Below are 26719 nucleotides of genomic sequence, written 5' to 3'. Positions count from 1 at the left end.
CCAAATGCGCTACGGGCGCTGCCTGTAAGAATGACGCTGATGAAAGCGCTCCAGCTCAGCGCCGGAGGGCAGGGTGCCTGAGAAAATTGCAACATAGGACGGAACACGCAGCATACGTGTTGCCACATCTTCCTGTGTGTTCATGCTGATATAGCCGATCTGTGTCAGATAAAGCGCACGGGAGCGAACATCGGCGACCAGTGGTTCTGAGCCGTGGCGGATAAACATTGCTTTGACGGCTTCAAGCCTGACTGCATCAGCGTCACTGAGTGCTTGCGATACAGAAGCCGACTGTACGCCCCAGCTGCGCACCGCATGTTCAAACACGCTGTCAAAAAGGGCATTATCAAGCCAGCAGTCAAAAAGATTGAGCGTCGCTTCGGCAAGGCTGCTGGCTTTGGCCGTCGTCTGGTTGAGCAAGGCAGAAGTGTTTTTCTCCTGCCAGAGAATGAGCAGCGCATCGAGCAAAGCATCACGGTCTTTGAAGAACCAGTAGAAGCTGGTACGGGACAATTTCAGCATTTTTGCCAGCGTCAGAACCCGGACATTGTCGATCCCGCCTTCAATCAACAACTGATAGGCGGCTTCAAGCCAGAGCTCTTTTGAGCCGCGCCAGCCGCTGTCTGCATCCGTCAAGGCCTCCATCATCGGCACCTGCTTTCAATTTAAATTCATATTTATCATAGTCTTATGTTAAAACCAGAGCCAGAGATTATAGTACCTGCGATAAAATGTACACTGCTGTATATAAAATTGACACTGTTGTACATTTTACATAGGCTTTCACCAAAATAGGGGGAAAGACAATGCTTAATGATCCGCTCCTGCAGCCGTATCAGCTGAAACATCTCACATTACGTAATCGTATTATCACCACATCGCATGAACCTGCTTATCCTGAAGACGGTATGCCGAAAGATGCCTATCGCGCCTATCACGTGGAGCGTGCCAAAGCGGGTGTGGCGCTGACAATGACTGCGGGCTCTGCCACAGTCTCGCGTGACAGCCCGCCGGTTTTCAACAATGTGCTGGCCTATAAAGATGAAGTCGTGCCGTGGATGAAGGCGTTGGCAGACGAATGCCACGAATATGGCGCAGCGGTAATGATCCAGCTGACCCATCTTGGTCGCCGCACACGTTGGGATAAAGGCGACTGGTTGCCAGCTGTCACCTCGTCGCACGAGCGGGAAGGAGCGCATCGCGCGTTCCCGAAGCGGCTGGAGGACTGGGACATTGCGCGGATTATCAAGGATTTCGGCGATGCGGCCGAGCGTATGCAGGCCGCAGGATTGGACGGGGTTGAATTGCAGGCCTATGGCCATTTGATCCAGCAGTTCTGGTCGCCGGTGACCAATGATCTTAACAATGCCTATGGCGGCTCGCTGGATAATCGTCTGCGCTTTACTTTTGATGTGCTGGCAGAGATCCGCAAACGGGTAGGCTCAGAGTTTATTGTCGGCATTCGTTATACCGGTGATGAAATGATGGAAGGCGGCCACGACAAAGAAGAGGGGATCGAGATTTCCCGTCGTCTCAAAGACTGTGGCATGATCGACTTTCTCAATGTGGTGCGCGGTCATATTGATACCGACCCGGCAATGACCGATCTCATTCCTATTCAGGGTATGGCCGGTTCTCCGCATCTGGACTTTGCCGGAGAAATTCGTGCAGCGACCAATTTTCCGACCTTTCATGCGGCCAGAATTCCTGATGTGGCGACAGCGCGCCATGCCATTGCTTCCGGCAAGCTGGATATGGTGGGGATGACGCGCGCCCACATGACCGATCCGCATATTGTGCGTAAAATTATTGAAGGGCGTGAAGATGATATCCGCCCTTGTGTCGGTGCCAATTACTGTCTCGACCGGATTTATCAGGGCGGTGCGGCCTATTGCATTCATAATCCGGCGACGGGGCGTGAGCTGACGATGCCGCATACGATCAGCAAAGCGCCGGTGAAAAAGAAGATTGTGATTGTCGGCGCAGGGCCTGCCGGTATGGAGGCAGCCCGTGTTGCCGGTGAACGCGGCCACGAAGTGGTGGTGTTTGAAGCGGCAGACAGGGCAGGCGGGCAAATCCGCCTGACAGCACAGTCCGCACGCCGCCGTGAGATGATCGGCATTATCGACTGGCGTATGGCGCAATGTGAGCGGCTCGGTGTGCAGTTCAAATTCAGCACATGGGCAGAGCAGGCGGAGATTGATGCGGAAAATCCTGATGTGGTGATTATTGCCACCGGTGGTTTGCCGCATACGGAAATGCTGCCTGAGGGAAATGATTTTGTTGTTTCTGCATGGGATATCTTATCCGGCGATGTCAAAGCGGGCAGCAATGTGCTGATTTTTGACGATGCGGGTGACCATGCTGCCTTGCAGGCGGCGGAAGTGTTGGCAAAAGCAGGCGCTAAAGTTGAGGTGATGACCCCTGATCGCAGTTTTGCGCCGGAAATCATGGCGATGAATCTCGTGCCCTATATGCGGAGCTTGCAAAAAGACGGTGTGACGTTCACCGTGACGTACCGTCTGGATAAAGTGACCCGAAGCGGCAACAGCCTCACCGCACATATCGGCAGTGATTATGGCGGCGTGGATAAGCAGCAGGAACATGATCAGATTATTATCAACCACGGCACGCGGCCGCTGGATGATCTGTATTTCGACCTGAAACCGCTCTCCAAAAATCTCGGCGCGGTGAATTATGATGATCTGATTGATGGTCGCGCCCAAGAGATCAATTCAAACGGGGAGGGGAGGTACCAGCTGTTCCGTATTGGTGATGCCGTTGCCGCGCGTAATACCCATGCAGCGATTTATGATGCGCTGCGTCTGGTCAAAGACCTTTAACAGAAGAGAAGCCCCCTGCCCTCTTCGGAGGAGGGCAGGGGGCTTCTTATATTTTAACTGTAAATGCTTAGCCCTTCTGAGCAGCCAGTGCCTGTTCACGCATCGCGCTCAGGGTCATCTTCGGTGTAATTGCTTCCTGATCAATACGGATTTCGATCAGTGCAGGCTTACCGGAGGCAACGGAACGCTCAAAAGCCGGTGCAAATTCACCGGTATTTTCAACCACTTCGCCATGCAGGCCATAGGCCTGAGCCAGAGCTGCAAAGTCCGGATTAGCAAGAGCGGTGCCGGAAACACGGCCCGGATAGGTGCGTTCCTGATGCATGCGAATAGTGCCATACATGCCGTTATTAACAACGATAAACACCACGCGGGCATCATATTGCATCGCCGTTGCCAGTTCCTGACCATTCATCATGAAGCAGCCGTCACCGGCAAAAGCAATCACTGTGCGGTCACGGTCGGTCAGCTTGGCAGCAATCGCCGCCGGTACGCCATAGCCCATTGAGCCGTTGGTCGCACCAAGCTGGGTGCGGAAGGTTTTATACTGGTAGAAACGATGCGGCCATGCGGTGTAGTTGCCCGCGCCGGTGGTCATGATCGTATCTTCAGGCAGATTTGCCCGCATCCACTGCATGATTTCACCCATCTGCACATTGCCCGGAATTGGCGCATGTTGCAGATTATCGTTGTAATTCTTGTTCAGCTCAGCTGTCCAGGATGCCCATTTATCAGAGCTGATCTTGGCAAGACCACGCAATTGCTTGGCAAAGGCTGCCATTGTCGCATTGATTGGCAGGGTAGGGTAATAAACGCGGCCAAGCTCTTCCGCGCCGCTATGCACATGGATCAGTTTCTGATTTGGCACCGGAATATTGACCATTGTATAGCCGGCACTGGTCATTTCCCCGATCCGTGCGCCAATCACCAGCAAAAGATCGCTGTTTTTGACACTTTGCAGCAGTTTCGGGCTGGCAGACGTGCCTAATTCACCGGCATAGTTAGCCAGCGCATTATTATAGAGATCCTGACAGCGGAACGATGTTGTTACCGGCAGATTGTTGGCTGCGCAGAAGGATTCCACATCGGCCACAGCCTGCTTGTTCCAGCCGCTGCCACCGAGCATCACCACAGGGCGTTCTGCCTGTTTCAAAAGATCGGTCAGTTCCTGCAATTGCTCGGCACCGGCAGAAATTTCTACCTTTTTATGTGCCGGAACGTCAGAAACGCTGGCATGAGCGGTCAGCATATCTTCCGGTAGCGCCACCACAACAGGACCCGGACGGCCGTTGACCGCGCGGTGAAACGCCTGAGACACCAGCTCCGGAATACGGGCGACATCATCAATCTGCACAACCCATTTGGCCATCTGGCCGAACATGCGGCGATAATCCACTTCCTGAAAGGCTTCGCGTTCAACCTGATCGCTGGCAACCTGTCCGATAAACAGGATCATCGGGGTGGAATCCTGAAATGCGGTATGCACGCCCACCGATGCGTTGGTTGCACCCGGTCCGCGGGTAACAAAAGCAATCCCCGGCTTGCCAGTGAGTTTGCCATAGGCTTCCGCCATATAAGTTGCACCGCCCTCCTGACGGCAGACAATCAGCTCAATTTCCTCTTTTGCATCGTGCAATGCATCGAGAGCTGCCAGATAGCTTTCACCCGGCACGCAGAAAGCTCTGTCCACGCCGTTGATGCGCAAAGCATCAATCAGGATCTCTCCGCCTGTCCGGTGATTATTTTTATGATTCATAGCCGACATTTCCTCAATAATGTTCGCCTGCAGTGCCTGTAACCGTACCGGCATCCCCCCGGATTACCTTGATCACGGTTAACTGCCGTCCGGAGCAGTGCATGCTCCGTTCATTCCCTTTGCATGCTGGTACCGAAAAAAACGTGTCCGTTTTTTCGAAGCATGCCCCTAACCTGTCTCCCACAGATATAAGACCACAGAAATACAGTTTGAAAATTGAGCTTAGTCAACAACAACGACAATCATTTGTGATGAATACTAATCACATTGTGCCAATAGATCATCATTAGAGCGCCGGGCGTCCCATTGAACGCACAAAACTCGCTCTAACATCTGAAAATGAGCGCATAATTTTAACTGAAACTGATTCAAGTTTAAGAAATTACGGTTTAACCGGAAAAACGCTAATCCAGATCGAAATTCCGGATGGACATAAGCAACCGGCAGGGAGGATTGTTTATTGGATTCTGCTGCGGGCATGCAGCCGCAGTGCAAAAACGGCTGCGAGGAGTGAGAACCACACCTGCCCGCGCGGGGCAAAAAACGGCGATTCCAGACTGGCATAGAGCATCATAAACACCCAGATGCGCAGATACATCATTGCAAGCCCTGTATCATTGCCGGTTTTCTGCGACCGGTGATAATCCAGAAGCGGGCAAAACAGCATCCAGACGATAAACAGTCCTACGCCGATAATCCCTGTGCTCACCATCAGATTGATATAGCCGTTATGCGCATGTCCGGCTGATGCTGCCCATGTTTCAATCTCATAGCCGCCATTCACCAGATGGGACATGTTCCAGAATGTATCAAAGCCGAAACCGATCCACGGATGCGCCCGCAATTGCTCAAGCGCAAATTTCCAGACTTCGGTGCGTCCGGTAAAGGTCGGGTCTGAAATCAGTCCGGTAACAAAATCCTGCACAGGCAGGCTCACAACTGTGCCAACCGTCAGCACCATCATCAATCCGATGGGGATGAGTGCTGCCAGAATTTGCAGCGGCAGCAATCGCGCAAAACGCACAGCCTCGGCGACCAGAAGGGCTACAATAATCAGGCCGATGGAGGTTTTGTTGTTTGAAAAGATCAGGAAAATTGTGGCCAGCACGATATTCAGCGCCGGTATCAGATAATCATCTTTGCGCAGCAGATACAGATTATAGATGATCAGCACGATCATCGCAGGGCCTGCAATATTCTTATGAGAGAAATGTCCGCGCCACGAACCGGCATTGATCAGTTCCAGCACTTCAGCTTCATTATGAATAGAAACTTCCGGCATGAAAATCACGCCGAAATAAGACAATCCCAGAATGAACAGGCTGAGATATTTCAGCATGCGCTGAAAATGCTGCTTATTTTCAGGCAGAATAACCCATGCCATAGCGGTCACAATCACTGTGATGCTGTAGACATACCGGCGGAATGCAATATCGGAATAATCAGACGTGAAGACCGTAATAAACTGCCAGAACAGCAGGATGATCAGCAGTGGCGACAGCATTTTGAAGGCGATCTGCCGGTTTGCCAGTAAATAAAGACCGGAAATGAAGAACAGCGACAGGGATATAAGCTGCTGAAGCGCGTTGCCCTGCTCCTGTGCGAGCAGGACAGTCGGATCACGCAAATCCATAAACGGTGTCAACGTGACCCAGAACAGAAGAAAAATCAGCACAAACAGGATAGTCTTGCCTGTCCGGTTCACTGATCTTTCCTTTCAAAATAATTATCTCTTCAAATAACGCTAATATACGTCAGTTTTCTCTTATTTCATTCTAACTCTTATATATTTAAACTTCTATAATCATGAACTTGTGTCTGCTGTTTACCGCCAGATTATGTCCAGCGCAGTTCAGCTTCCATGCCTTTGCGATCCGAGCGGTTTCGCAGGCTGAACAACACACCAATGCGTTTGGCCGCGGTTTCCACAATGGTCAGTCCCAGACCGGTTCCTGTCTGGCTTTTGTTGCTGCCGCGATAAAAGCGCGTTGTCAGCAACGGCACTTCCTCTTCTGTGACGCCGGGCCCGCAATCGCGCACAATAATGCCGTTGCCGGTTTTCAGGCTCTCCCAACGGATAACCTCATCCTGCGGTGAATAATGGGTGGCATTTTCATAGATGTTACGCAGCATCAGCGACAGATTATGCCGGTCTGTTTCGATTGTGCTGTCGTAGAGCGCCGGATCAATCATGTTTGCAACCTTTCGGCCACTCACGGGGTTTTGCGCAATGATCTCCTCGACCAACTGCCCGAGATTGACCGTTTCGGTCACAACAGGGGAGGCATCGGCATCCAGTTTTGCCAGTGCCAACAACTGGCGCACCAGACGGGTTGTGCGGTCAACAGAGAGCAGGATTTGCTGCAATGCGCCTTCTTTAATCGCGGGATCGGCGGCGGCAAGGGCAATCTGCGCCTGCGTTTTCAGACCGGCGAGGGGTGTGCGCAATTCATGGGCGGCAAAAGCAGTGACTTCACGCTCATGGCGGCGTGCGGCTTCTACTTTAACAAAAAGCCCGTTGAGCGCATCGGCCAGCGGTTTCACTTCTGAAGGAATATTTGTCGCCTGCAACGGCCGCATATCATCGGCATCTTTCTGCCGCACCTTATCAGCCAGTTCATGCAGCGGCCGCAAACCACGGCCAAGGCTCACCCAGATCAGAAGCCCGAACAATGGCAGGATCAGAATAACCGGCGCAAGCAGTCCTTTAATCAGATCACTTACAAGCCGGTCGCGCAAAGCCAGCCGGTCAGCCACAATAATCCGCACAGATTTTGCCGGATCAACAATCGTATAAACACGCCATAGCTCGCCCTCAACCACTTCATCCGAAAAGCCGGTGGTGTTGCCATGTATTTTGATATCCGGCGCGCCGGTGGAACTGCCGACAAGCTCACCATCCAGCGACCAGATCTGGCAGGAAAGATAACGCTCATAATTGCCATGTGCATGGGGCAGGCTGATAGCTTTGGACGTACTCATTCCCGCTGAATTGCCCAAGAGCGAGTGCACCATCCGTGCGGCTTCCTGCAATCGGGTGTCGAGCACATTTTCCAGCTGATTGCGACTGTTGAAATATGTCCACGCAACCGCACAAGCCCAGATAATACCGGTTGCGGTTACAAGAATGATGAACAGTCTTTTATGCAGCGATGTCATTATGTTACCCGCATGCGGTAGCCAAGGCCGCGTATTGTTTCAATCGCATCCCGCCCCACTTTATTGCGCAGATTATGGATATGCACTTCCACAGTATTGCTTTCCACTTCCTCCTGCCAGCCATAGAGCCTTTCTTCAATATCGCTTTTGGAGCGGATAATGCCCGGCCTTTCCATCAGCGCAGATAAAACGGCAAATTCCCTGCGCGACAGCGGCACACGCTGGCCTTTTACTTTTGCATTGAGGCTTGAAGGATCAAGCTCCACATGACCGGCCACCATAACGGCGCGCGCACGCCCCGCACCGCGCCGCGCAATCGCTCTGATCCGTGCGGCCAACTCATCCAGATCAAACGGCTTGCCCATATAATCATCCGCGCCGCTGTCCAGCCCCGTAATGCGGTCTGATGTTTCATCCATCGCAGTGAGCAGCAGCACCGGGGTCTGGTCTTTGTCCGCGCGTATTTTCTTAAGCACATCCAGTCCGGAACCGTCCGGCAGCATCAGATCGAGCACAATCGCATCAAACCGGGAAGACGTGAGTGCGACCAGAGCATCGGCACAAGTGGCAACCTGATCAACAGTCGCGCCGGTCAGCCCAAGACCCACTTTAAGACCGTTTGACAAAACCGGATCATCTTCCACTACCAGAATTCGCATATCATTCTCCTGCGCCGCACCGCCCGTATTCTCTCAGGGGCTGCATAACCATATTTACCTGCAACGGATTTGCGGTCTATTCTTGGCCAAGCCTGACTTTTCTGCCTTAAGGCTGACTTAAGGTCATGAGATAAATATACATATTATAACACGGCGCCACGGTTCTGGGATGAGCCTCAAGGCGACTTATCATCTAATCACATGCACAGTTCCACGATCCGCAGGATAATATGCTCCGATATTTTCACAGACAGCTTTTCAGCTTTGTTTTTTTAAGCGCTTTTTTATCCGTTGTTTTGACGGCTGCTTTTCTTGCTACCCCTCAGGCGCAGGCACAATCTGTTCGCAGTGTTGAAGAGGTTATGCAACTGACCGTCGCGCGCGATGCGAACAATGCGTTGCAGCTGCAGTGGAATATTGCACCTAAGATTTATATGTATCGCGACAAGATACAGGTTGAGAAACCGGACGGCACGCTTTTGCCAGCAGATGTGACTGAGGGCATTATCAAAGAGGATATGAACTTCGGCAGCACAGAGGTTCTGTATAACCGTGCCTTTGCACAGGTCGCAGACAGTGCCCTGCCAAAAGACGGCCATGTGCTGATCCGCTATCAGGGTTGTGAAGAGGACAGCATCTGCTATCCGCCGGTAACAAAGTCGCTTGATCTGCAAACGCTGGAAATATCAAAGGTCGCGCTCGGTTTTGGCGGGCTGGGGCAGGCTGATCTGCCGGTCGCCGATTTGTCACTGGGTGACACCTCTTTTGCTGAGACAAGCACGCCACCGGCAGAAACCGGATTTGTCGCAAGCCTGACAGATGTGAGCGCAGAGGAAGTCAGCACATGGCTGGCCTCCAATTTCACGCTCATGCTGGCTGCATTTTTCGGCTTCGGCCTGTTGCTGGCGCTCACACCTTGTGTGTTTCCGATGATCCCGATCCTGTCGGGCATGCTTGCCCGTTCCGGTGAAAAGCTTTCAGCGGGGCGCGGCTTTGTGCTGTCTTCGGCTTATGTGGTGGCAATGGCTGCTGCCTATGCTCTGCTTGGCTTTGCCGCATCCTGGTCCGGCTATAATTTGCAGGCCGCACTGCAAACGCCTTATGCGCTTGGATTCATGGCGCTGATTTTTGTGGCACTCGCCTTTTCTATGTTCGGCTATTACGAATTGCAGCTGCCGCAAGCCTGGACGAACTATTTCAGCCGCCGCACATCGGCAAAAGGCGGTGCAATCACCGGCGCGTTATTGCTGGGCTTTGGCTCCGCGCTGATTGTCGGGCCATGTGTTACTCCGCCGCTTGCCGCCGCTCTGCTTTACGTGGCGCAGACCGGAGATGCCGTGCGCGGTGCTTCAGCCTTGTTTGCACTGGGGCTGGGCATGGGCGTGCCGCTCATCATCTTTGGGACTTTCGGAGCAAAATTCCTGCCAAAATCCGGCCCTTGGCTGAATACGATCAAGCAGATTTTCGGCGTCGTGTTTCTGGGGCTGGCGATCTATATGGTGCTACGCCTGCTGTCGGATGAAAATGCCATGCTGCTGCTCGCTGTTACGGCGCTGGCCTGTGGTGTGTTTCTCGGCGTATTCGACCGGTTGAGCACCAAAAGCACGCCGCTGATGCGGGTGGAAAAAACGACCGGTATTGTTGCGCTGATTTACGGAACATTGCTGCTTGTCGGTTTTGCTGGTGGCTCTACCGATCCGTGGCAGCCGTTAGGTTTTTTGCAGGGCAATGCCACGCAGATTGCTCAGGGCACACCGGTGCAACAGGCCAAAATTGTCAAAACGACAACCGAATATGATCTGGCAATGAGCGAAGCCGTGGCGACCGGAAAGCCGGTGCTGGTTGACTTCACCGCAGACTGGTGTGTGACCTGCAAGGCCAATGAAAAACTGATGAAAAAACCGGAATATGCGGCGAGGCTCGGCAATCTGACACTCATCAAGGCCGATATTACCGAATATTCGGATGCCAGCCGTGATCTGATGCAGCGTTTTAATGTTGCCGGCCCGCCAACGCTGATGTTCCTTGAAGCGCAAACGGCAAAAGAGCAAACGCATAACCGTGTCATCGGTGAGCTGACCTCAGCAAAGCTGAATGACCGGTTGCAGGCGCTTGGTCTGTGAACACAACACGCGATTTTATTTTAGTATAACAGGAGTTACCCAATGCAACGCCGCCAGTTTCTTCAAGTGTCCTCCGGCATCGCGCTGAGTGCTTCTCTGCTGCTCGCCGGACAACAGGCAGCGCTTGCGCAGGATGTTGATATCAACGGTATTCTCTATGATCCGGAAGCGCCGCTTGGCGGCAATCCGAAAGGTGATCTGACCATTGTTGTCTTCACCGATTATAACTGCATTTATTGCAAAAAGTCCGGTGTGGATCTGGCGCGGATTGTGAAGGAAGACGGAAATATCCGCCTTGTTTATAAAGAATGGCCGATACTGACAGAATCCTCGGTCTATGGTTCCCAGCTGGCACTGGCGGCGCAGTATCAGGGTAAATATGAGTTGGTGCATAAAGCACTGATGTCTATTCCGGGTGGCAAAGTCTCAAAAAAGGCGATGCTTGATGCGGTCAAAGCCTCTGGCGCTGATATGCAGCAGTTGCAGGCTGATCTGAACAAGAACAACGGCAAAATCACTGCGCAGCTTAAACGTGTTATGGCGCAGGCGGAGTCCATCGGCGTTGAGGGCACTCCAACCCATCTGATCGGGCCGTTCCGTGCAATGGCTTTGGATTATAACGGTTTCAAGATGGCTGTTGCTGATGCCCGCGCCCGTGAAAAGGCTGCGAAATAACGAGACAGAGCGGTTTTATTACCCTTCGGTATAATACCGCTCTGGAATTTACCGGTAATACCAATATTGCCAGTAAGTGTGAACGACACAAAAGTCGTCGTCCTCTGAATGGAAAAATATGATGAGCGATCCGCTGAACAACAACCGCTATCACAGTCCCGTTGAACAGCGGATCGTCTATCATAATAATGGCGCTCATATAAATGCGAGCCCCGCAGACACAAAAGCCTATATGGCAAGTCTGCTCACATCACTGACAAATCATGTACAGGCACTTCGCAGCGATGCAACACCGGACGGCTTTGCCATTCATGTCGTTTGTCATGGTGCGGGGGTTGATCTGTTCGGCATTGTTGAAGCCGACGAAACTCTAAAAAACCGTTTTGATGGTTTGCACGAACAGGGCGTTCGTTTTCTGGTCTGCGCTAATACATTGCGCGCGCGGGCTCTGGAGCCGAAAAATCTCTGCCGCGTTGCAGAGAATGACATTGTGCCAAGCGGCGTTGCAGAACTTGGCTACCTGCAAATGCAGGGCTTTGCCTATATCCATCTTTGATTGACGGGCTTTCAGCAAAAAATTCAGGTTGCAGAAAAAGTAAACGCCCGACGCTGGGAGGAGCATCGGGCGTTACAATGAATGACCGGTTGGGAGGAGGGAGACCGGTCTTCAATCAAACCTGAGTTGGGAGGAGGAGGGAGGCTCAGGTTTGATATCTCTGTAATTCTTATTAGCGCTGAGCTGCCTTGCGAGCTACAAACGGAATTTCTGCAGGCAGGATGCCGAGATCGTTCAGTTCGCGTGTTGAGAGGCGGTTCAGTTCGTTTACTGTGCTGCGGTAACGGCGCCAGTTATTGTAAGAGCGGATCAGGTTCATGTTTCTCACCTAGAAAATTTTATGTCGTTGTTTGTTGAGTTGTATATAGCCCTTGTGATCAGAAATGAGCAGAGACAAATTTGCATAGCAGCGTTGCTTATTCAGATTGGGAAAACGCATCCCTACGCATCAAATTGTCATAATCATCGTTTTAATTGAAAAACTTGCCCAAAATGCTCTGTATGCAGCCCAGAAGCGGCCACAATCGTGGTCAGGCTCTTATAAAGGCTGCATTTTTGCAAAACCGGCACCTGAGCTATGCAGTTCTTTATTGGACGCCGGTATATCCTATCATTCTGCCGTCTTTATCGAGATTAATGAATGCGCGTTTACCGCGTCTGCCAACGGCCATAAAAACGATCTTGTTCGGATGCGCTTCAAGAAACCGCAAAGCATGACCGCTCTTATCATAATGCGTAATGTCGGTTCCGTTCGTCTCCTGAAAACCCTGATCATGCATGAAGCGTTCGTTTGCGTGTGCAACGGTAAAGATTTTAAGGCGCTTAGGTCGTTGGAATAAGCCGACTAAAATACCGGCTGCTGTCATAAGCAGTGTTGCGCTTGCGCCAATGAAAATCGCGCCGGATATTGTGGCAGGACTGGACTGGGTGGCTCCCGCAGCAATGAAGTAGAAGACTATTGCTGACGATGCGGCAATGCCCAGCGCTATAAGCAAAAAATTGCTGATACAGGTCAGGAAAAGCGTTCCTAAAAAACCACGGTCATGCCCCCTGACAAGACCGCGCCCGCCGATAAACGGACAGACGAGTGCTGCGCCCAATAAGAGGAGCAAACCGACACTCCTCTTGGTGCTTTTATATAAGTCACGACCGGCAGCCAATCCGAAGCCTGCAACTGCTGCCCCGCCGGCACCTGCTGCCAGCATGGATAATTTTGTCGGACTAGAGAGCTTCATGGGCAACTCGTTTTTTCTTGCGGGCAATTATGCGGTAGGTTGACTTTGACAGCGAATAAACAAGCCAAATTGCCCATGCGAGCCAGATCGCAACAGAGATCAGAATGGAGATAACCAAGTACAGGAGCTTGCCGAGCCTGATGGCATTTTTGCCAAGCAGCTTGATGACGGATGAAGTTTTCTCGGCGAATTTATCAGATAGTTTGGCGAACTTACGCAAGTCTTTTGCATCATCGGCATAGGCCAGCGCCCGCATAGAGGTGCTGACACCGGCACTGGAGAGCAACTTTCCGGATGCTGAGACAAGGTCATCCAGTTCTTTGACGGCACTTGTATTTATAACGCCGTCAAATCTTTTTCCCAGTGCTGCGAGATCAAGCGGGCTCGCTTCATACAAAATGGTTTCTGAATCAGTGAAATCGCCTTTAAGCAATTTCTTATAGTCAATATTCTTAGCGGCTGTTGTCATCTTCGATAGTGAAGGGATTTTGTATAATGGCTCAGGGCTCGTTAATGCCTTTGTTAAGGCGGGTTTATTGATGAGCTTGGAAGAAACGGCCGTTATTTTCTCAATGAGCGGTCGCGACAGTTTTCGGGTCTTGTATGCGCCCTTTATTAATGACGCGCCTTTATCAGCCTGAGCGGCAGCTAATGCTACGGGTACAGTTACAGGTGCATTAATCGGGTTCAAAGAGGCGATCTTAGAACTCCAGGTTACAACCGATGTAGATAAACCGACTGCAGCTATACCTAAGGTGATCGCATCATAGCTTTCACCTGTTACGAACTTTGTGCCTTCTGTCGATATGTCTCTCAGGTCGCCATACCCAACATAATCGGATGCTAGGCTACCGAGCAGTGTGTTAACGGAATCGACTTCGCCATAGATAAATCCATTCACAAAACCGGAGCTATAGCGGTAGGTTGCTGCCAGATAACCTTCTTCGGTATTTGCCACCAGTTCCTGCGGAAGTGTGTGCCCGTAATCTGTTGCCAAGGTGACGAGATTTTGCGCCTCTGCAATATCATCTTCATCCAAAGCGCTCTGAATTTCAGAAATAAACTCGTCCGTAGTTAAGGCGGAGAGTCTGTAATGAGAAATTGCAAACGGATCCCACCAGTTTAAAGCGAGTTTGAGCGCTGCAAACTGATTGGAATAAATGAAAGCGATTGCCGTGCACGTAATTACACCCGCGCTGATAAGCTGGCGAATGCCTTTATAGGTTTTAAGCAAGACTACCCCCGCGGTTTTTGCCTAAATATGATGCAAAGACTACATATACTACGGGGATAAAAATGGCAGCGCTAATTTCTGTAATAATTCCTGTTCTGCTCAGACCACTAATATTAGATATGACTGCAAAACTATTTCAGAATATACTATATTTGAGGAGCTGCAGCCTGCCTGCACAAGCTGAGCTTCAGCGCTCAATCCGTGTGGAGAGAATAATGGAAGACATTGTGCGTTCAACGCCTTCCAGCGCGCCGATCTGATCCAGCACACTATCAAGCTCGCCGATGGACGGGGCTTCCACAATCACAATCATATCAAAATTGCCGCTGATTGAATGCACCGAGCGCACGGACAGCATTGTTTTGAGTCCGATTTCAACCTTTGGTGAAAATTTCGGCAGAGCGGTTACCAGCACATGCGCGCGCACCAGATGGCTCTCATGTTCGGACGATAGTTTAACCGTATAGCCGGTAATAACGCCGCGTTTTTCGAGCCTGTCGATACGGCTCTGCACGGTTGTTCGTGATACGCCGAGCCGCCTGGCCAGTGTTGCTGTCGATGCGCGGGCATTCTCGCGTAAAAGAGCAATCAGGGCCATATCGGCTTTCGTCGTCATTTTGAACCTCGTTAACGTCACTTCGTCCAAATATATAGCGTCATTCCGTCATTTTAGATACTTCTTTTTGACGAAATTTCTGCGACTCTATGCCATCATTTTTTGGGAATGAATCAAAGTACCCAACAAATAGTACAGTATTATTAAAGTGTTACATTTCTCTTGTTGCGCAGGCACAGGCTGTGACACTCAGGCAGATATAATAAAGGGTCAATCATGAAAGACGTCGTCGTCGTTGGTGCCGGTAAGATCGGTGTAACAATTGCACAGCTTCTGGGTAACACCGGTGATTATAATGTAACGGTAACAGACCGTTCGGAAGAACAGCTGAAAGCCCTTGCAGGCAAAAAGAATATCACTGCCAAGGTTGTTGATATTGCTGATGCCGCAGCTCTTGAAGCCGTTCTGGCCGGCAAATTTGCCGTTCTCAGCGCAGCGCCTTATCAGATGACAATCCGCATTGCTGATGCTGCTGCTAAAGCCGGCGTTCACTACCTCGACCTGACTGAAGACGTTGCAAGCACACGCCACGTTAAAGAACTGGCGAAAACAGCTAAAACCGCTTTCATTCCACAGTGCGGTCTGGCTCCGGGCTTCATCTCGATCGTTGCTTACGATCTGGCGAAGAAATTCGACAAGCTGGAATCCATCGGCATGCGCGTTGGCGCCCTGCCACAGTTCCCGACCAACTCCATCACCTACAACCTGACATGGAGCACGGACGGCGTTATCAACGAATATATCGAGCCTTGCGAAGCGATCGTAAACGGCAAGCTGACTATGGTTCCTGCGATGGAAGAGCGTGAAGAATTCTCGCTCGAAGGCGTAACCTATGAAGCCTTCAACACTTCCGGCGGCCTTGGCACTCTGGCAGAAACCCTTGAAGGTAAAGTGCGCACCCTGAACTACCGCACTATCCGTTACCCTGGCCATTGCGCAATCTTCAAAACACTGCTCAACGATCTGGGCCTGCGCAACCGTCGCGACCTGTTCAAGGAAGTTCTGGAAACATCCGTTCCGGGCACCCAGCAGGACGTTATCGTTATTTTCGTAACCGTAACCGGTTACAAGGATGGCCGTCTGACTCAGGAAACCTATGCAAACAAGGTTTACAACCAGACTCAGGGCGAGCTGGAAATGACCGGTATCCAGGTTACCACAGCTTCCGCAATCTGCGCTGTTGTTGATATGCTTGCTGACGGCAGCATCCCTGCACAGGGCTTCATGAAGCAGGAAGATATTGCGCTGGATGCATTCCTCGCAAACCGCTTCGGTAAAGTTTACGCGTAATTCAACCGTCCCTGTCGCGCATCATTCATGTGATGCGCGATGAGAATATGGTCATGAAATGAGAAACGGGGCAGGGGCTTTCCTTTGTCCCGTTTTTCTGTTTAGCTACCCTCGGAAATAACGATTTCTACGACATAAATGAGGGAACTATGCGTAAATCAGTTTTATTCGCCGGTCTGGTACTGGCTGCTATTGCAACATCAGCTGGCGCTAAAGAATGGAAAGAAATCCGCATCGCCACCGAAGGTGCCTATCCTCCGTTCAACTTTGTTGATGCTGACGGTACGCTGAAAGGCTTTGACGTTGATATTGCCAATGCGCTTTGTGAGGAAATGAAAGCGAAATGTACTCTGGTTGCTAATGACTGGGATGGCATGATCCCGGGTCTGCAGGCCGGAAAATTTGATGCGGTTATCGCATCCATGAGCATCACCGAAGAGCGTCAGAAACAGATCGACTTCACCAATAAATATTACTCCACCCCTCTGGCGATTGCCGTACCGAAAGACAGCCCCATTAAAGATGTGAAACCGGAAAGCTTCTCCGGCAAAACAATCGGCGCGCAGGGCGGTACCACACAGGCTATTTATGCTGAAGACGTGTTTGCCAAAGCAGGTGCCGAAGTCAAACTCTATGTCAGCGCAGATGAAGCCAATGCCGATCTCAAGACCGGTCGTCTGGATGCGATGATTTCTGATAAGTTCCCTGTCATGGACTGGCTGAAAACGGAAGCCGGCAGCTGCTGTCATATTTTGGAAGATGTTCCGGGCACCCAGACAGAAACCGGCATTGCTCTGAAAAAAGGCAATGACGATCTGAAAGCCCAGTTCAATGCGGCGATTGATGGCATCCGCAAAAACGGCACCTATGACAAGATCATGAAGAAGTATTTCGACTTCGACATTTATTGATCGCTATAGCTGCTAAAGCATTTGGTGGGCGCGCATCATTGCGCGCTCATTTCACTTCAAATTTCATATTTCTCTGTTGTTGCGTGGCAAAGCTGCTGACCGGATACTTCTGTTCCAGTCGTTTGTGACCCGCATTTTCCGGCTATATCATGCGTAAATTCGATACCATTGTTTTAGGGGCAGGCATTATCGGTGTCAGCACCGCCCTTCATTTGCAGGCTCGCGGTCATGCCGTTTGTCTCGTCGACAAAAAAGATCCCGGAGAAGGCACCAGCTACGGCAATGCCGGTCTGATTGAGCGCTCCAGCGTTATTCCTTATTCTTTTCCGCGCGGACTTTCCAATCTCGTAAAATACGCCCTGAATAACCGCACCGATGTGCGTTATGATCCGGCCTATATGGTGAAACTGGCGCCGTGGTTGTTTCAGTTCTGGCGCAATTCATCTGCCGCCGGACTTGCCAAAGCCACGGAAGCCATGCTGCCGCTCGTTGAAGCAAGCGTGACAGAACATGATTTCCTGATTGAACAGGCAGATTGTCAGGGGCTGATTCAGGACAAAGGTTGGCTGGAAGCGTTTTGCAGTGAGCAGGCTTTCAATGCTTTCGTTAAAAATCTGCCGGATCTCGACCGGTTTGGCCTGAAGTATAAAGTGCTCGACGGTTCCGGCTTTGCGGCAACAGAACCATCCATGCGCAATATTGCCGGTGCAGTGCATTGGCTCGATCCGAAAACCGTGAGTGATCCTTCCGCTTTGGTGAAAGCCTATGCCGGTCTGTTCGTGCAGAGAGGCGGCGTTTTCCTGCATGGTGATGCTTCCACATTGCAACAGCAGAGCGATGGCTGGTCTGTGCAGGCCAAAGAGCCGGTGCAAGCGCGCAATGTTGTGGCCGCGCTCGGACCGCAGTCACATCTCATCTATCAAAAAGCCGGTCTGCAATTGCCAATGGCTGTCAAGCGCGGCACCCATCTGCATTTCTCGCTCAATGATGATGCAGCGCTCAATCATCCGGTGGTTGAAGTGGAAGGCGGCTATGTGCTGGCACCAATGCGTCAGGGCATGCGTCTCACAACCGGTATTGAATTCGCGTCACCGGATGCACCGGCCAACCGTATCCTGCTGGATCGTGCCGAAAAACGGGCGCGTAAAGTGCTGCCGTCGCTGGGTAAGCCGGTTGAAAGCCAACCTTGGTTAGGTTTGCGTCCTTGTATGCCGGATATGCGCCCGGTGATCGGTCAGGTGCCGAACAAGCCGGGACTGTGGATGAATTTTGGTCATGCGCATCATGGTCTTACACTGGGGCCTGCCTCCGGTCGTCTGCTGGCAGAACTGATGACGCAAGAAAAACCGTTCATTCCGGCAGAGCCATATTCTGCAGGTCGTTTTATGTAATAGGAAACTTTGTCAACCTTGACAACAACAGCAAGGTTGACAACGCCTCTGTGCAGTATCATCTTTAAGATCAGGAGATGATAATGGTACAGACAACGCAGAATGCACAGGAACCCAAGAAAGCACGGCAAACGCTGACTGCCAAGGCAAAGGCGCGCTCCGGCACAACGTTGCGCGCGACTGCGAAAAGACAGACCGCGCATAAAACTGCGGGCGCTGTTATTGCCAGAGATGCTTACCAGCCGGATGCCCGTGCTATGGCTTTGTTGCGTGGTCTTGAGATTGCTCAGCAGGATCTGCGTGAAGCGGGCGGTGCCTACACGCTGGAGCAGGTGCGTCTGTTATTGCAGGGTATTTCCCGTCAGGCTGTTGATAAACGCGTGCAGGATGGCTCATTGCTTGCAGTTCCTGGGCCCGGCAACCGCCGTGCCTATCCGACAATTCAGTTTCTCAATGACGGCAGTATTGTTGCCGGACTGAAAGCTGTGCGGCAGGCACTTGGCAGTGCTAATCCGTGGTTCCTGCTGAACTTTCTGAGCAGGCCGGATGAGCGGCTCAACGGCAAAAAGCCGATTGAACTGTTGCGCCGCGGTGAGACTGAGCCGGTGCTGGAAGCTGCACGGCTGAATGGTCTGCAAGGCGCGTGAGCGGGCCGCAACCACCGCACAATCTGGCTTCCCGACAGCCTGAGCTGATGCCTCTGGCTGCGGGGAGCAAATTATATCGCTTTCACACGGCAGCATTTGAGCCTGTCTATTTCGACCGCTCGGATATGGGCAGGCTGAATGCGCCGGATGCGTCCTATGGTGTATTGTATACTGCCGCCGCTCGGGAAGGCGCTTTTGCTGAAACATTCTTACGCGAACCCGGCCGCAGCCTGATTGATCTGGGGCTTTTGCAAAAGAAAGCGCATGTGGAGCTGGAACTGACCGCACCCTTGAAGCTGGCTAAGCTTGCAGGGCGCGGCCTTGCTATTCTTGGTGCAACGGCAGAGGTTCTGCATAGCGGACTGCCTTACGATACCGCGCAAAACTGGTCAAAAGCGCTGCACAACCATCCTGCACAGATAGATGGCATTGCCTATTATGCCCGCCACGATGATGAGCAGCTTTGCTACGCGCTGTTTGATCATTGCGCGGAGCATATCAGCATTGCTGAGCGGCAGGCTGATCTTGATGCAGACTGGTTCTGGCAAATTGCCAATCACTATAATCTGGGTATCGCACCTTAAAAATCACCACTAAGGAAACTGAAATCATGCCGGACAAAACTGCCAAAATCCTGATTGCGGATCATCTGGAGTTGCGGCTGGATGCGGAAGGTAAGCATCAATGGCATGAAATCCGCCGTTACATTGAAGGCAAAGGCGGGGTCTTCCACGACCATGCTTTGCAAGCAGGGCAGGAACTCGCAGCTGGTAAGCTGCATTTCTTCTATTGCCCTGATTTGAGCACTGAACAAGAACTGACAGCTGTTGCAGGGAAGGGGCAATATGATGCGGTAATTGCAGCCGCCACCCGTATCCCGCCACAATGCCTGTTTGCCGAGGGCGGGGTGCGTATTGGTGCCGGTACCGGCAATATGCAATCGCAATCATGGGTTTCCGGCACAGCGCCTTTGATGAATACACCGGGCATCAATAGCCGTATCACCGCACAAATGGTGCTGAAAGCGCTATTACAGTTTCGTCCTGATTTGGATACGGAAGCGCTTTATACGCAGGTGCTGGAAGGCAAATTCGATACCGGCCGCGATCTGGCACGTTTTCCAAGCACTGGTCTGGAAGGATGTAAGTTTGCAGTCCTCGGCAGCGGCAATATTGGCATGGAAGTGGCAAAACTCGCCAAAGCCTTTGCTATGGATGTGGTGATCTATGCACGCGAACATCACCGCCAATGGATTGAAAGCCAAGGCTATACTTATGCGACGACACCACAAGAGGCTGCGCAAAATGCTGATGTATTGAGCGTGCATCTGGGACTAGGTGCGCTGAATAGTGAAACAGGACGCTACAGCAATCAGGATCTTGTCGGTCACGATGTTCTGACGGCAATGGCGACAAGCGCAATGGTCATCAATTATGACCGTGGCGAGCTGGTGGATGTTGCGGCGCTTGAACGGCTGATGCAGAGCGGACATATCCGCAATGTTGCAGTGGATGCCGACCTGTTTGAAAAAGACGGCACTCTGTCTGGGCCGCTGGCGCCTTATTTGCCATTGGCAAAAAAATACCCGCAACGCATGCTTCTGCTGCCTCATGCAGCAGCTGATACCGATCACCCATCTCGGCTGGCAGGAGCAAAACAGGCCGTTGACCAGATTTTCGCGGCGATTACCGAGCGCCGTGTCATCAATGCAGTTGGCGCGATCCCTGCCGGTTACAGCTATGGTGGCAGCCAGCTGCCGCAGGGTATCGGGCGCCCGCAGGCGAAACTCAAAAAAGGGCAAGAGCGGCAATTCCTCAAATCGCTGTTTGAAACAGCCGTGCAGGCAGCTGATCCGCTGCATTGTCTCAAACCCTATTTGCCGCAAGCACCAAAGGGCAGAACGGTTGTGATCGGTGCGGGCAAAGGCGCTGCGCAACTGGCGCAGGCTTTTGAGGCTTTATGGGTTGAGGCCGGTAACCCTGCACCGCAGGGTGTGGTTGTCACCCGTTATGGTTATGGTGCAGAATGCTGTTTTATCAAAGTGCTGGAAGCCGCACATCCGGTGCCGGATGATGCCGGACTGGAAGCAGCAAAACAGTTAAAAGCCGCGCTGAAAAATCTCCACGAAGATGATCTGGTTGTGGCGCTGATCTGCGGCGGCGGTTCGGCTTTGCTGCCTGCGCCACCGGAGGGGCTGACACTGGCCGATGAGCAGGCGGTTAATGCTGCACTGCTCGCCAGCGGCGCGCCGATCAGTGTCATGAATGTCATTCGCAAACATGTCTCCACGATTAAAGGCGGCAGGCTGGCAGCTTTGGCAGGACCTGCCCGCATGGTCAGCCTGATTGTCTCAGATATTCCGGGCGATGAACCGGCGCTGATTGCTTCAGGCCCCACAATTGCCGACCGTGCAACGCGCTATGATGCACTGAAATATATTGAACATTATAAGATGCAGTTGCCGGAAAAGGTGATGGCACATTTGCGAAGTGAAGCAGCGGATGCTCCGCAGCCGGATGATGCGGTGTTTGCGCGGCACAGTCACCATATTATTGCCAGTGCCGCGCAATCACTAAAGGCAGCTGCAAAACTGGCCGAAGCACAAGGCGTTGAGACGCTCATTCTATCGGATTCCATTGAAGGTGAAGCGAAAGACATTGCGCTGATACATGGGGCAATGGCGCAGTATCAGGCACGCAACCGCACATCCGGCCAGCCGCTTCTGCTGCTTTCGGGCGGTGAAACAACGGTAACGCTCGGCTCCGGTTCAAAAGCAGGGAAAGGCGGGCGCAATAGCGAATTTATGCTGGCATTGGCACTGAATATTGCTGGGCTCGTGAATATCCATGCTTTGGCTGCGGATACGGACGGTATTGACGGCTCGGAAAATAATGCCGGTGCTTTTGCTGATGGAAGCACAATTCAGCGCATGACGAAGCTTGGTCTTGATGCGAAACAATTTCTCGCAGAGCACGACAGCTGGAGTGCGTTCAATGCCAGTGGTGATCTGTTTGTGACGGGGCCGACCGGCACAAATGTCAATGATTTCCGTGCCATATTAATCAACTGAACTTGCGAGCGGTGGACAGCCGCATTTCGCTCTGCCATAATGAAGATGAGAGACAGGGGCGCCCGGATCATACCGGCTGAGAAGTACCCTTTGAACCTGAACCGGATAATGCCGGCGGAGGGAGTCAGATCAAAGGGCGGCTTTTCGCAACAGCGACGATAACGGCCCCGCGTCAGACCCTCACCGTTGCGGAGGGCTGATATGAAAAATTTACCGGATTTCGGCGTGATGCTGGAAACCATGCGGCAACGTAAACCCCTCATACAATGCATCACTAATTTCGTGGCGATGAATACGGCTGCCAATGTGGTTCTGGCTGCCGGAGCCTCACCGGCCATGCTGCATGCGCAGGAAGAGGCAGGAGAGTTCGCAAAATTATGCGGTGCGGTCACGATCAATATCGGCACGCTGTCGCCGCTCTGGCTGCAAGGTATGTTTACAGCGGTTGAAGCCGCCAATGCGCATAATATTCCGTGGGTTTTTGACCCTGTTGCGCATTTTGCCTCAACTTTCCGCCGCGATGCTGTGCAAAAACTTCTGGCACTGAAGCCAACCGTCATCCGCGGCAATGCATCGGAAATTCTGACGCTTGCCGGTTTTTCCGCGCGCGGACAAGGCGCAGACAGCGGTGATGATGCCGGTAGCGCGCACCATGCGGCACAACAACTGGCGCAGCAGCATAAATGCACAGTCGCGGTGACCGGCGCTTATGATCTTGTCACCGATGGTCAGACAACTTTGCGCATTGACGGCGGCTCGCCACTGATGCCGCAAGTCACGGCTTTGGGTTGTGCGCTGACCTGCCTGACCGGTGCTTTTGTCGCTGCACATAAAGTCTCTGCTCTCGAGGCCTCTGCCGCAGCTCTGGCTATGTATGCCGTGGCCGGAGAGCACGCCGCCTTGCAGGCAAAAGGCCCCGCCAGCTTCCAGATAAATTTTATTGATGCGCTTTATGCGCTCTCCCCCGCACAATTCCAGTCTCAGGCAAAGGTACAATTTTATGAAACAGTTTGATCTGTCGCTCTATCTCGTTCTCGACCGCGAGCTTTGCGGCAGTTTGGGTATGGTAGAAACCGCAATCGCAGCGGTGCGCGGCGGTGCTACAATGGTGCAGTTGCGTGATAAAGATGCCAGTCAGCAAGAGATACTTGGAACCGCCAAAGCGCTGAAGGCGGCGCTTGAAGGCACCAATGCCAAGCTGATTATCAATGACAATGTTGATGTTGCCATTGCTGTTGGTGCGGATGGTTTGCATATCGGCCAGCATGACGGCTCGCCGGAACAGGTGCGTGCAAAAATCGGGCCGGATATGATCCTCGGTCTGTCGGTACAGACTGCAGAAATGGCCACTAAAGCGGATAGTGCTGTGGTTGATTATCTTGGCATCGGCCCAGTTTTCCCGACCGCTACCAAAAAGAACTGCGCGCCCTCTATCGGTTTTGACGGGTTGAAACGGGTTTACTCGCACAACGGCCTGCCAGCCGTGGCAATCGGAGGCATTAAACTGCCGCATGTGGAAGATGTGCTGGCAACCGGTGTTAATGGTCTGGCTGTGGTGTCTGCGATTTGCGGACAGGAGAGCCCTGAACAGGAAGCGCGTGCTTTCAATGCGGCGATTGCTCATTTCCGTGGAGCAAAGGGCTAAGTCATGAAAAATGTTCTCTCTCTCGCCGGTTCCGATCCGTCCGGCGGTGCCGGTATTCAGGCTGATCTGAAAACCTTTGCTGCCCGAGGCACTTACGGCATGGCGGCGCTAACAGCGCTGACAGCGCAAAATACACAGGGCGTTTCCGGTGTTTTCCCTGTACCGGCAGATTTTGTTGCCCAGCAATTAACCATGATTTTTAGCGATGTGCGCGTCGATGCGGTTAAGATCGGTATGATCGTGAATGCGCAGATTTCTGACCGCGTGGCGCAGGTTTTGCAGGAGCAGCTTGTCAAACAACCGGATTTACAGATTGTGCTTGATCCGGTGATGATTGCCAAAGGCGGCGCAGCATTGCTTGATCCGCAGGCGGTGGAAAGTCTGACGCAGAAATTGCTGCCGCTGGCAACTTTGCTGACGCCGAACCTGCCGGAAGCGGCGGCATTGCTGGGACAACCGATGGCTGAAAACCGTGAAGATATGGAGCGCCAAGGCCGTGCTTTGCTGGCTAAAGGTTGCAAAGCCGTGCTGATGAAGGGCGGTCATATGACTGGAGAGCATTGCCCTGATCTGCTCCTGAATGCTGAGTATAATATGTGGTTTGAAGCGCCGCGTGTTGAAACGCCCGATACCCACGGCACCGGCTGCACGCTCTCCAGCGCTTTGGCGGCGGAACTGGCAAAAGGCAATATATTGCCGGATGCGGTGCGCGAGGCCAAGGCCTATCTGCTGCGGGCGATTGGCGCTGCGCATCAGCTTAAAGTTGGTATGAAAGACGGAAATGGCCGATCAGTCGGTCACGGCCCTGTGTTTCATTCGATTGATCAAATGAACTGATAAGTGGGGGCTTCCTGAGTGATCAGGAAGCCCTGACTTTACGGGCGATCAACATGCCGACAATCATCGCCGGTACAAAGATCAATGTTCCGGTTGCGGCTAAGCCGACAGTGGTGATGGCAGGCCCCGGACAAATACCGCCAAGCCCCCAGCCGATGCCGAACAGGATTGCCCCTGTCATCAGGGATTTGTCGGTTTTACGGTTTGCAGGCACATCAAAACCAACAGCGCAGAGCGGTTTCTGACGGGCAAAAACCACGCGATAGCCGATGAAAGTTGTGACCACTGCTGCACCCATCACCAGAGCTAATGAGGGATCCCAATTGCCGGTAATATCCAGAAAGTTCAGTACTTTCTCAGGATTGGCCAGACCGGAGATTACCAGCCCCAGCCCGAAGATCAGACCGATAACAAGATTAATCAAAAATGACATGATCGATCTCCTTTATCCGATAAGATGGCGCATGATGAAGACGGTGATAAAACCGGCTGCCATGAACAATGTTGTCGCCAGCAGTGAGCGGGGTGAGAGGCGGGAAATTCCGCATACACCGTGGCCGGAGGTGCAGCCGCTACCCAAGACCGCACCAAAACCAACCAGCAAACCGGCGCTCATCATCATGACCGGATCGGATGAAACTGTGATTGTTGGCAGCGCACCGGTGAAGAGCAGATAGAGAAAAGGTGCTGTCAGTAATCCCAGCACAAAACCGGCGCGAGATAAAAAACGATTGTCGGTATAGGGCGGGAAAAGCCTGCTGACAATACCGCTGATACCGGCAATCCGACCTTCAAACAACATTAGCAAGACGGCTGAAAACCCGATCAGCAGCCCGCCGGAGAGTGCAGACCACGGGGTAAAATTTTCCATGATATTACGTCCTTATATCCGGTGCGCAAAACAGCTGATGCATGGTCGCGATGAAGATTTTCACCCGCTCATCGGCCAGCGAATAAAACACGGCTTTGCCTTCTTTGCGGGCGCTGATCAGACCGGCAGCGCGCAATTCTGCCAGCTGCTGTGACAGACCTGGCTGGCGGATGCCGAGCATATCCTCAAGCTGGCGCACGGACAGTTCACCCTCAACCAGAGCGCAGGCCACTTGCAGGCGGTCAGGGTTCGAGAGCTTTTTCAGAAAGGCGGAAGCCTCGGTCACCCGCGCGCGCAGTTCACTCGCATCGGGGGCAGAGGCTACAGATTGTATAATGTCAGCCATATTTTACTCCCACGGCGCGCCGTCAAAACGCCCGAGCGGGATTTTGATATAGCGCTGTCCGTTATCTTCCGGCTCCGGCAAACGCCCGCCGCGAATATTCACCTGCAAGGCATGGAGCATTAGTTTTGGTATCGGCAAAGTGGAATCCCGTGTCTGACGGGCGGCCACAAAGCTCGCCTCATCGCGGTAGCGACTGAGATGAATATTATCCTGCAATTGGTCGCCAATTCGGGATTCCCAGCGAGCTTCGCGGCCGTTCGGCCGGTAATCATGGCCGGTAAACAGACGCGTATCTTCCGGCAATTGCAGAATGGCCTGAATACTGTTCCACAGTGCCGTGGCATTGCCGCCCGGAAAATCGGCGCGCGCTGTACCGCCATCGGGCATGAACAATGTATCATGGATGAAAGCGGCATCGCCGATCACATAAGTGACCGAGGCCAGCGTGTGGCCGGGGGAGTGGATCACGCGGGCATCGAGATTGCCGACTTGAAATGTCTCGCCGTCTTCAAACAAATGATCCCATTGCGAACCGTCGCAGGCCAGATCCGGCCAGTTATATATTTCGCACCAAATTTTCTGCACTTGTCTGACCTCCGCGCCGATAGATGTCGGCGCACCGGTGCGGGTGTGCAGATAATGGGCGGCAGAAAGGTGATCAGCATGGGGATGCGTGTCGAGAATACGCACGAGCCGGTAGCTACGGCGCGCGATATAATCCAGCATTTCATCAGCATGGTTGGTGGCAGTCTGGCCGGATTTCTCATCATATTCCAGCACGGGATCAATAATCACGCAGTCCAGCGTTTCAGGGTCTGCAACAACATATTGAACGGAGCCGGTGCGCTGATCGTA

26 protein-coding genes, 1 pseudogene and 1 riboswitch are annotated in these 26719 nt (G+C 52.5%); of the genes and pseudogenes, 14 read left to right on the top strand and 13 right to left on the bottom strand.

Annotation, left to right across the window (positions count from 1 at the left end; genetic code table 11):
- Window positions 1-9 precede the first annotated feature (9 nt).
- Window positions 10-645, bottom strand: coding sequence for a TetR/AcrR family transcriptional regulator (locus tag P8H26_RS13435; protein ID WP_374708305.1), 636 nt, complete (start codon window positions 643-645; stop codon window positions 10-12).
- 161 nt (window positions 646-806) lie between these two features.
- Here P8H26_RS13435 and P8H26_RS13430 point away from each other — a divergent pair, with 161 nt between their 5' ends.
- A complete protein-coding gene (locus P8H26_RS13430) occupies window positions 807-2843 on the top strand; it encodes an NADH:flavin oxidoreductase (RefSeq protein ID WP_289633616.1) in 2037 nt (678 codons plus the stop codon).
- Window positions 2844-2910: 67 nt separating this feature from the next.
- Here P8H26_RS13430 and P8H26_RS13425 read toward each other — a convergent pair whose 3' ends face one another.
- The 4 genes from P8H26_RS13425 to P8H26_RS13410 all read right to left on the bottom strand — a co-directional run bounded on the left by P8H26_RS13425 (window position 2911) and on the right by P8H26_RS13410 (window position 8417).
- A complete protein-coding gene (locus P8H26_RS13425) occupies window positions 2911-4608 on the bottom strand; it encodes a thiamine pyrophosphate-binding protein (protein WP_374708304.1) in 1698 nt (565 codons plus the stop codon).
- Between the two features lie 448 nt (window positions 4609-5056).
- Window positions 5057-6304, bottom strand: a complete 1248-nt coding sequence (locus P8H26_RS13420; RefSeq protein ID WP_289633612.1) for an O-antigen ligase — start codon at window positions 6302-6304, stop codon at window positions 5057-5059.
- A gap of 131 nt (window positions 6305-6435) precedes the next feature.
- Window positions 6436-7758 (bottom strand): ATP-binding protein, encoded by a 1323-nt coding sequence (locus P8H26_RS13415; RefSeq protein WP_289633611.1) that lies wholly within the window; start codon window positions 7756-7758, stop codon window positions 6436-6438.
- Window positions 7758-8417, bottom strand: a complete 660-nt coding sequence (locus P8H26_RS13410) for a response regulator transcription factor (RefSeq protein ID WP_289633609.1) — start codon at window positions 8415-8417, stop codon at window positions 7758-7760. The genes P8H26_RS13415 and P8H26_RS13410 overlap by 1 nt, the downstream gene beginning before the upstream one ends.
- Before the next feature lie 230 nt (window positions 8418-8647).
- Between P8H26_RS13410 and dsbD the strand changes: the two genes are divergently transcribed.
- The 3 genes from dsbD (at window position 8648) to P8H26_RS13395 (ending at window position 11771) form a co-directional block, all read left to right on the top strand.
- Window positions 8648-10540, top strand: a complete 1893-nt coding sequence (gene dsbD / locus P8H26_RS13405) for a protein-disulfide reductase DsbD (RefSeq protein ID WP_289633607.1) — start codon at window positions 8648-8650, stop codon at window positions 10538-10540.
- Window positions 10541-10582: 42 nt separating this feature from the next.
- Window positions 10583-11215 (top strand): DsbA family protein, encoded by a 633-nt coding sequence (locus tag P8H26_RS13400; RefSeq protein WP_289633606.1) that lies wholly within the window; start codon window positions 10583-10585, stop codon window positions 11213-11215.
- 118 nt (window positions 11216-11333) lie between these two features.
- Window positions 11334-11771, top strand: a complete 438-nt coding sequence (locus P8H26_RS13395) for a DsrE family protein (protein WP_289633604.1) — start codon at window positions 11334-11336, stop codon at window positions 11769-11771.
- Window positions 11772-11943: 172 nt separating this feature from the next.
- Here P8H26_RS13395 and P8H26_RS13390 read toward each other — a convergent pair whose 3' ends face one another.
- The 4 genes from P8H26_RS13390 to P8H26_RS13375 form a co-directional block, all read right to left on the bottom strand.
- Window positions 11944-12090 (bottom strand): DUF1127 domain-containing protein, encoded by a 147-nt coding sequence (locus P8H26_RS13390; protein ID WP_075656864.1) that lies wholly within the window; start codon window positions 12088-12090, stop codon window positions 11944-11946.
- A gap of 268 nt (window positions 12091-12358) precedes the next feature.
- Window positions 12359-13006, bottom strand: a complete 648-nt coding sequence (locus P8H26_RS13385) for a hypothetical protein (RefSeq protein WP_289633602.1) — start codon at window positions 13004-13006, stop codon at window positions 12359-12361.
- Complete coding sequence (locus tag P8H26_RS13380) at window positions 12993-14240, bottom strand: hypothetical protein (protein WP_289633600.1); 1248 nt, start codon at window positions 14238-14240, stop codon at window positions 12993-12995. The genes P8H26_RS13385 and P8H26_RS13380 overlap by 14 nt, the downstream gene beginning before the upstream one ends.
- Window positions 14241-14427: 187 nt before the next feature.
- A complete protein-coding gene (locus P8H26_RS13375; RefSeq protein WP_289633599.1) occupies window positions 14428-14856 on the bottom strand; it encodes an Lrp/AsnC family transcriptional regulator in 429 nt (142 codons plus the stop codon).
- A gap of 216 nt (window positions 14857-15072) precedes the next feature.
- Here P8H26_RS13375 and P8H26_RS13370 point away from each other — a divergent pair, with 216 nt between their 5' ends.
- From P8H26_RS13370 to thiD, 10 genes and pseudogenes are all read left to right on the top strand, one after another.
- Window positions 15073-16146, top strand: coding sequence for a saccharopine dehydrogenase family protein (locus tag P8H26_RS13370; RefSeq protein WP_289633597.1), 1074 nt, complete (start codon window positions 15073-15075; stop codon window positions 16144-16146).
- A gap of 149 nt (window positions 16147-16295) precedes the next feature.
- Window positions 16296-17057 carry an ABC transporter substrate-binding protein gene (locus tag P8H26_RS13365; protein WP_289633595.1) on the top strand — a complete coding sequence of 254 codons (762 nt, stop codon included), beginning with the start codon at window positions 16296-16298 and terminating at the stop codon, window positions 17055-17057.
- 149 nt (window positions 17058-17206) lie between these two features.
- A complete protein-coding gene (locus tag P8H26_RS13360; protein WP_289633593.1) occupies window positions 17207-18448 on the top strand; it encodes an FAD-binding oxidoreductase in 1242 nt (413 codons plus the stop codon).
- 83 nt (window positions 18449-18531) lie between these two features.
- Window positions 18532-19095, top strand: coding sequence for a hypothetical protein (locus P8H26_RS13355; protein ID WP_289633591.1), 564 nt, complete (start codon window positions 18532-18534; stop codon window positions 19093-19095).
- Window positions 19092-19679 carry an RES family NAD+ phosphorylase gene (locus P8H26_RS13350; protein WP_289633590.1) on the top strand — a complete coding sequence of 196 codons (588 nt, stop codon included), beginning with the start codon at window positions 19092-19094 and terminating at the stop codon, window positions 19677-19679. Before P8H26_RS13355 ends, P8H26_RS13350 begins: the two co-directional genes overlap by 4 nt.
- A gap of 26 nt (window positions 19680-19705) precedes the next feature.
- Window positions 19706-20701 (top strand): annotated as a pseudogene (locus P8H26_RS18090) (NAD(P)-dependent oxidoreductase); the annotation flags it as partial.
- A 159-nt stretch (window positions 20702-20860) separates the two neighbouring features.
- Window positions 20861-22165 carry a glycerate kinase gene (locus tag P8H26_RS13340; protein WP_289633704.1) on the top strand — a complete coding sequence of 435 codons (1305 nt, stop codon included), beginning with the start codon at window positions 20861-20863 and terminating at the stop codon, window positions 22163-22165.
- Between the two features lie 44 nt (window positions 22166-22209).
- A riboswitch (TPP riboswitch) is annotated at window positions 22210-22305 on the top strand.
- 61 nt (window positions 22306-22366) lie between these two features.
- Window positions 22367-23179 carry a hydroxyethylthiazole kinase gene (thiM, locus tag P8H26_RS13335; protein WP_289633588.1) on the top strand — a complete coding sequence of 271 codons (813 nt, stop codon included), beginning with the start codon at window positions 22367-22369 and terminating at the stop codon, window positions 23177-23179.
- Window positions 23166-23810 (top strand): thiamine phosphate synthase, encoded by a 645-nt coding sequence (gene thiE, locus P8H26_RS13330; RefSeq protein WP_289633587.1) that lies wholly within the window; start codon window positions 23166-23168, stop codon window positions 23808-23810. Before thiM ends, thiE begins: the two co-directional genes overlap by 14 nt.
- Window positions 23811-23813: 3 nt before the next feature.
- On the top strand, window positions 23814-24647 hold the full coding sequence (gene thiD, locus P8H26_RS13325) for a bifunctional hydroxymethylpyrimidine kinase/phosphomethylpyrimidine kinase (RefSeq protein WP_289633585.1): 834 nt from the start codon (window positions 23814-23816) through the stop codon (window positions 24645-24647).
- A gap of 22 nt (window positions 24648-24669) precedes the next feature.
- Here the strand turns inward: thiD and P8H26_RS13320 are convergent, their stop codons facing one another.
- From P8H26_RS13320 to P8H26_RS13305, 4 genes are all read right to left on the bottom strand, one after another.
- Window positions 24670-25080, bottom strand: a complete 411-nt coding sequence (locus tag P8H26_RS13320; RefSeq protein ID WP_289633583.1) for a DUF6691 family protein — start codon at window positions 25078-25080, stop codon at window positions 24670-24672.
- Window positions 25081-25092: 12 nt separating this feature from the next.
- Entirely contained in the window at window positions 25093-25518 is a 426-nt protein-coding gene (locus P8H26_RS13315; RefSeq protein ID WP_289633582.1) for a YeeE/YedE family protein, read from the bottom strand.
- 4 nt (window positions 25519-25522) lie between these two features.
- Window positions 25523-25864, bottom strand: coding sequence for a helix-turn-helix transcriptional regulator (locus P8H26_RS13310; protein WP_289633580.1), 342 nt, complete (start codon window positions 25862-25864; stop codon window positions 25523-25525).
- Window positions 25865-25867: 3 nt separating this feature from the next.
- The coding region (locus tag P8H26_RS13305) for an MBL fold metallo-hydrolase (RefSeq protein WP_289633578.1) at window positions 25868-26719 on the bottom strand (852 nt) is incomplete at its 5' end.

This window comes from Pseudochrobactrum sp. sp1633, assembly GCF_030376605.1.
Taxonomy (GTDB): domain Bacteria; phylum Pseudomonadota; class Alphaproteobacteria; order Rhizobiales; family Rhizobiaceae; genus Pseudochrobactrum.
The sequence above is the reverse complement of the archived record's forward strand: the minus strand, read 5'-3'. Positions and strand labels throughout refer to the sequence as shown.

Bases quoted from the DNA above. Each gene is read 5' to 3' on its own strand.
- P8H26_RS13435 (WP_374708305.1), bottom strand. From the start codon at position 645: ATGGAGGCCTTGACGGATGCAGACAGCGGCTGGCGCGGCTCAAAAGAG.
- P8H26_RS13430 (WP_289633616.1), top strand. From the start codon at position 807: ATGCTTAATGATCCGCTCCTGCAGCCGTATCAGCTGAAACATCTCACA.
- P8H26_RS13425 (WP_374708304.1), bottom strand. From the start codon at position 4,608: ATGTCGGCTATGAATCATAAAAATAATCACCGGACAGGCGGAGAGATC.
- P8H26_RS13415 (WP_289633611.1), bottom strand. From the start codon at position 7,758: ATGACATCGCTGCATAAAAGACTGTTCATCATTCTTGTAACCGCAACC.
- P8H26_RS13410 (WP_289633609.1), bottom strand. From the start codon at position 8,417: ATGCGAATTCTGGTAGTGGAAGATGATCCGGTTTTGTCAAACGGTCTT.
- dsbD (WP_289633607.1), top strand. From the start codon at position 8,648: ATGCTCCGATATTTTCACAGACAGCTTTTCAGCTTTGTTTTTTTAAGC.
- P8H26_RS13400 (WP_289633606.1), top strand. From the start codon at position 10,583: ATGCAACGCCGCCAGTTTCTTCAAGTGTCCTCCGGCATCGCGCTGAGT.
- P8H26_RS13395 (WP_289633604.1), top strand. From the start codon at position 11,334: ATGATGAGCGATCCGCTGAACAACAACCGCTATCACAGTCCCGTTGAA.
- P8H26_RS13390 (WP_075656864.1), bottom strand. From the start codon at position 12,090: ATGAACCTGATCCGCTCTTACAATAACTGGCGCCGTTACCGCAGCACA.
- P8H26_RS13385 (WP_289633602.1), bottom strand. From the start codon at position 13,006: ATGAAGCTCTCTAGTCCGACAAAATTATCCATGCTGGCAGCAGGTGCC.
- P8H26_RS13375 (WP_289633599.1), bottom strand. From the start codon at position 14,856: ATGACGACGAAAGCCGATATGGCCCTGATTGCTCTTTTACGCGAGAAT.
- P8H26_RS13370 (WP_289633597.1), top strand. From the start codon at position 15,073: ATGAAAGACGTCGTCGTCGTTGGTGCCGGTAAGATCGGTGTAACAATT.
- P8H26_RS13365 (WP_289633595.1), top strand. From the start codon at position 16,296: ATGCGTAAATCAGTTTTATTCGCCGGTCTGGTACTGGCTGCTATTGCA.
- P8H26_RS13360 (WP_289633593.1), top strand. From the start codon at position 17,207: ATGCGTAAATTCGATACCATTGTTTTAGGGGCAGGCATTATCGGTGTC.
- P8H26_RS13355 (WP_289633591.1), top strand. From the start codon at position 18,532: ATGGTACAGACAACGCAGAATGCACAGGAACCCAAGAAAGCACGGCAA.
- thiM (WP_289633588.1), top strand. From the start codon at position 22,367: ATGAAAAATTTACCGGATTTCGGCGTGATGCTGGAAACCATGCGGCAA.
- thiE (WP_289633587.1), top strand. From the start codon at position 23,166: ATGAAACAGTTTGATCTGTCGCTCTATCTCGTTCTCGACCGCGAGCTT.
- thiD (WP_289633585.1), top strand. From the start codon at position 23,814: ATGAAAAATGTTCTCTCTCTCGCCGGTTCCGATCCGTCCGGCGGTGCC.
- P8H26_RS13320 (WP_289633583.1), bottom strand. From the start codon at position 25,080: ATGTCATTTTTGATTAATCTTGTTATCGGTCTGATCTTCGGGCTGGGG.
- P8H26_RS13315 (WP_289633582.1), bottom strand. From the start codon at position 25,518: ATGGAAAATTTTACCCCGTGGTCTGCACTCTCCGGCGGGCTGCTGATC.
- P8H26_RS13310 (WP_289633580.1), bottom strand. From the start codon at position 25,864: ATGGCTGACATTATACAATCTGTAGCCTCTGCCCCCGATGCGAGTGAA.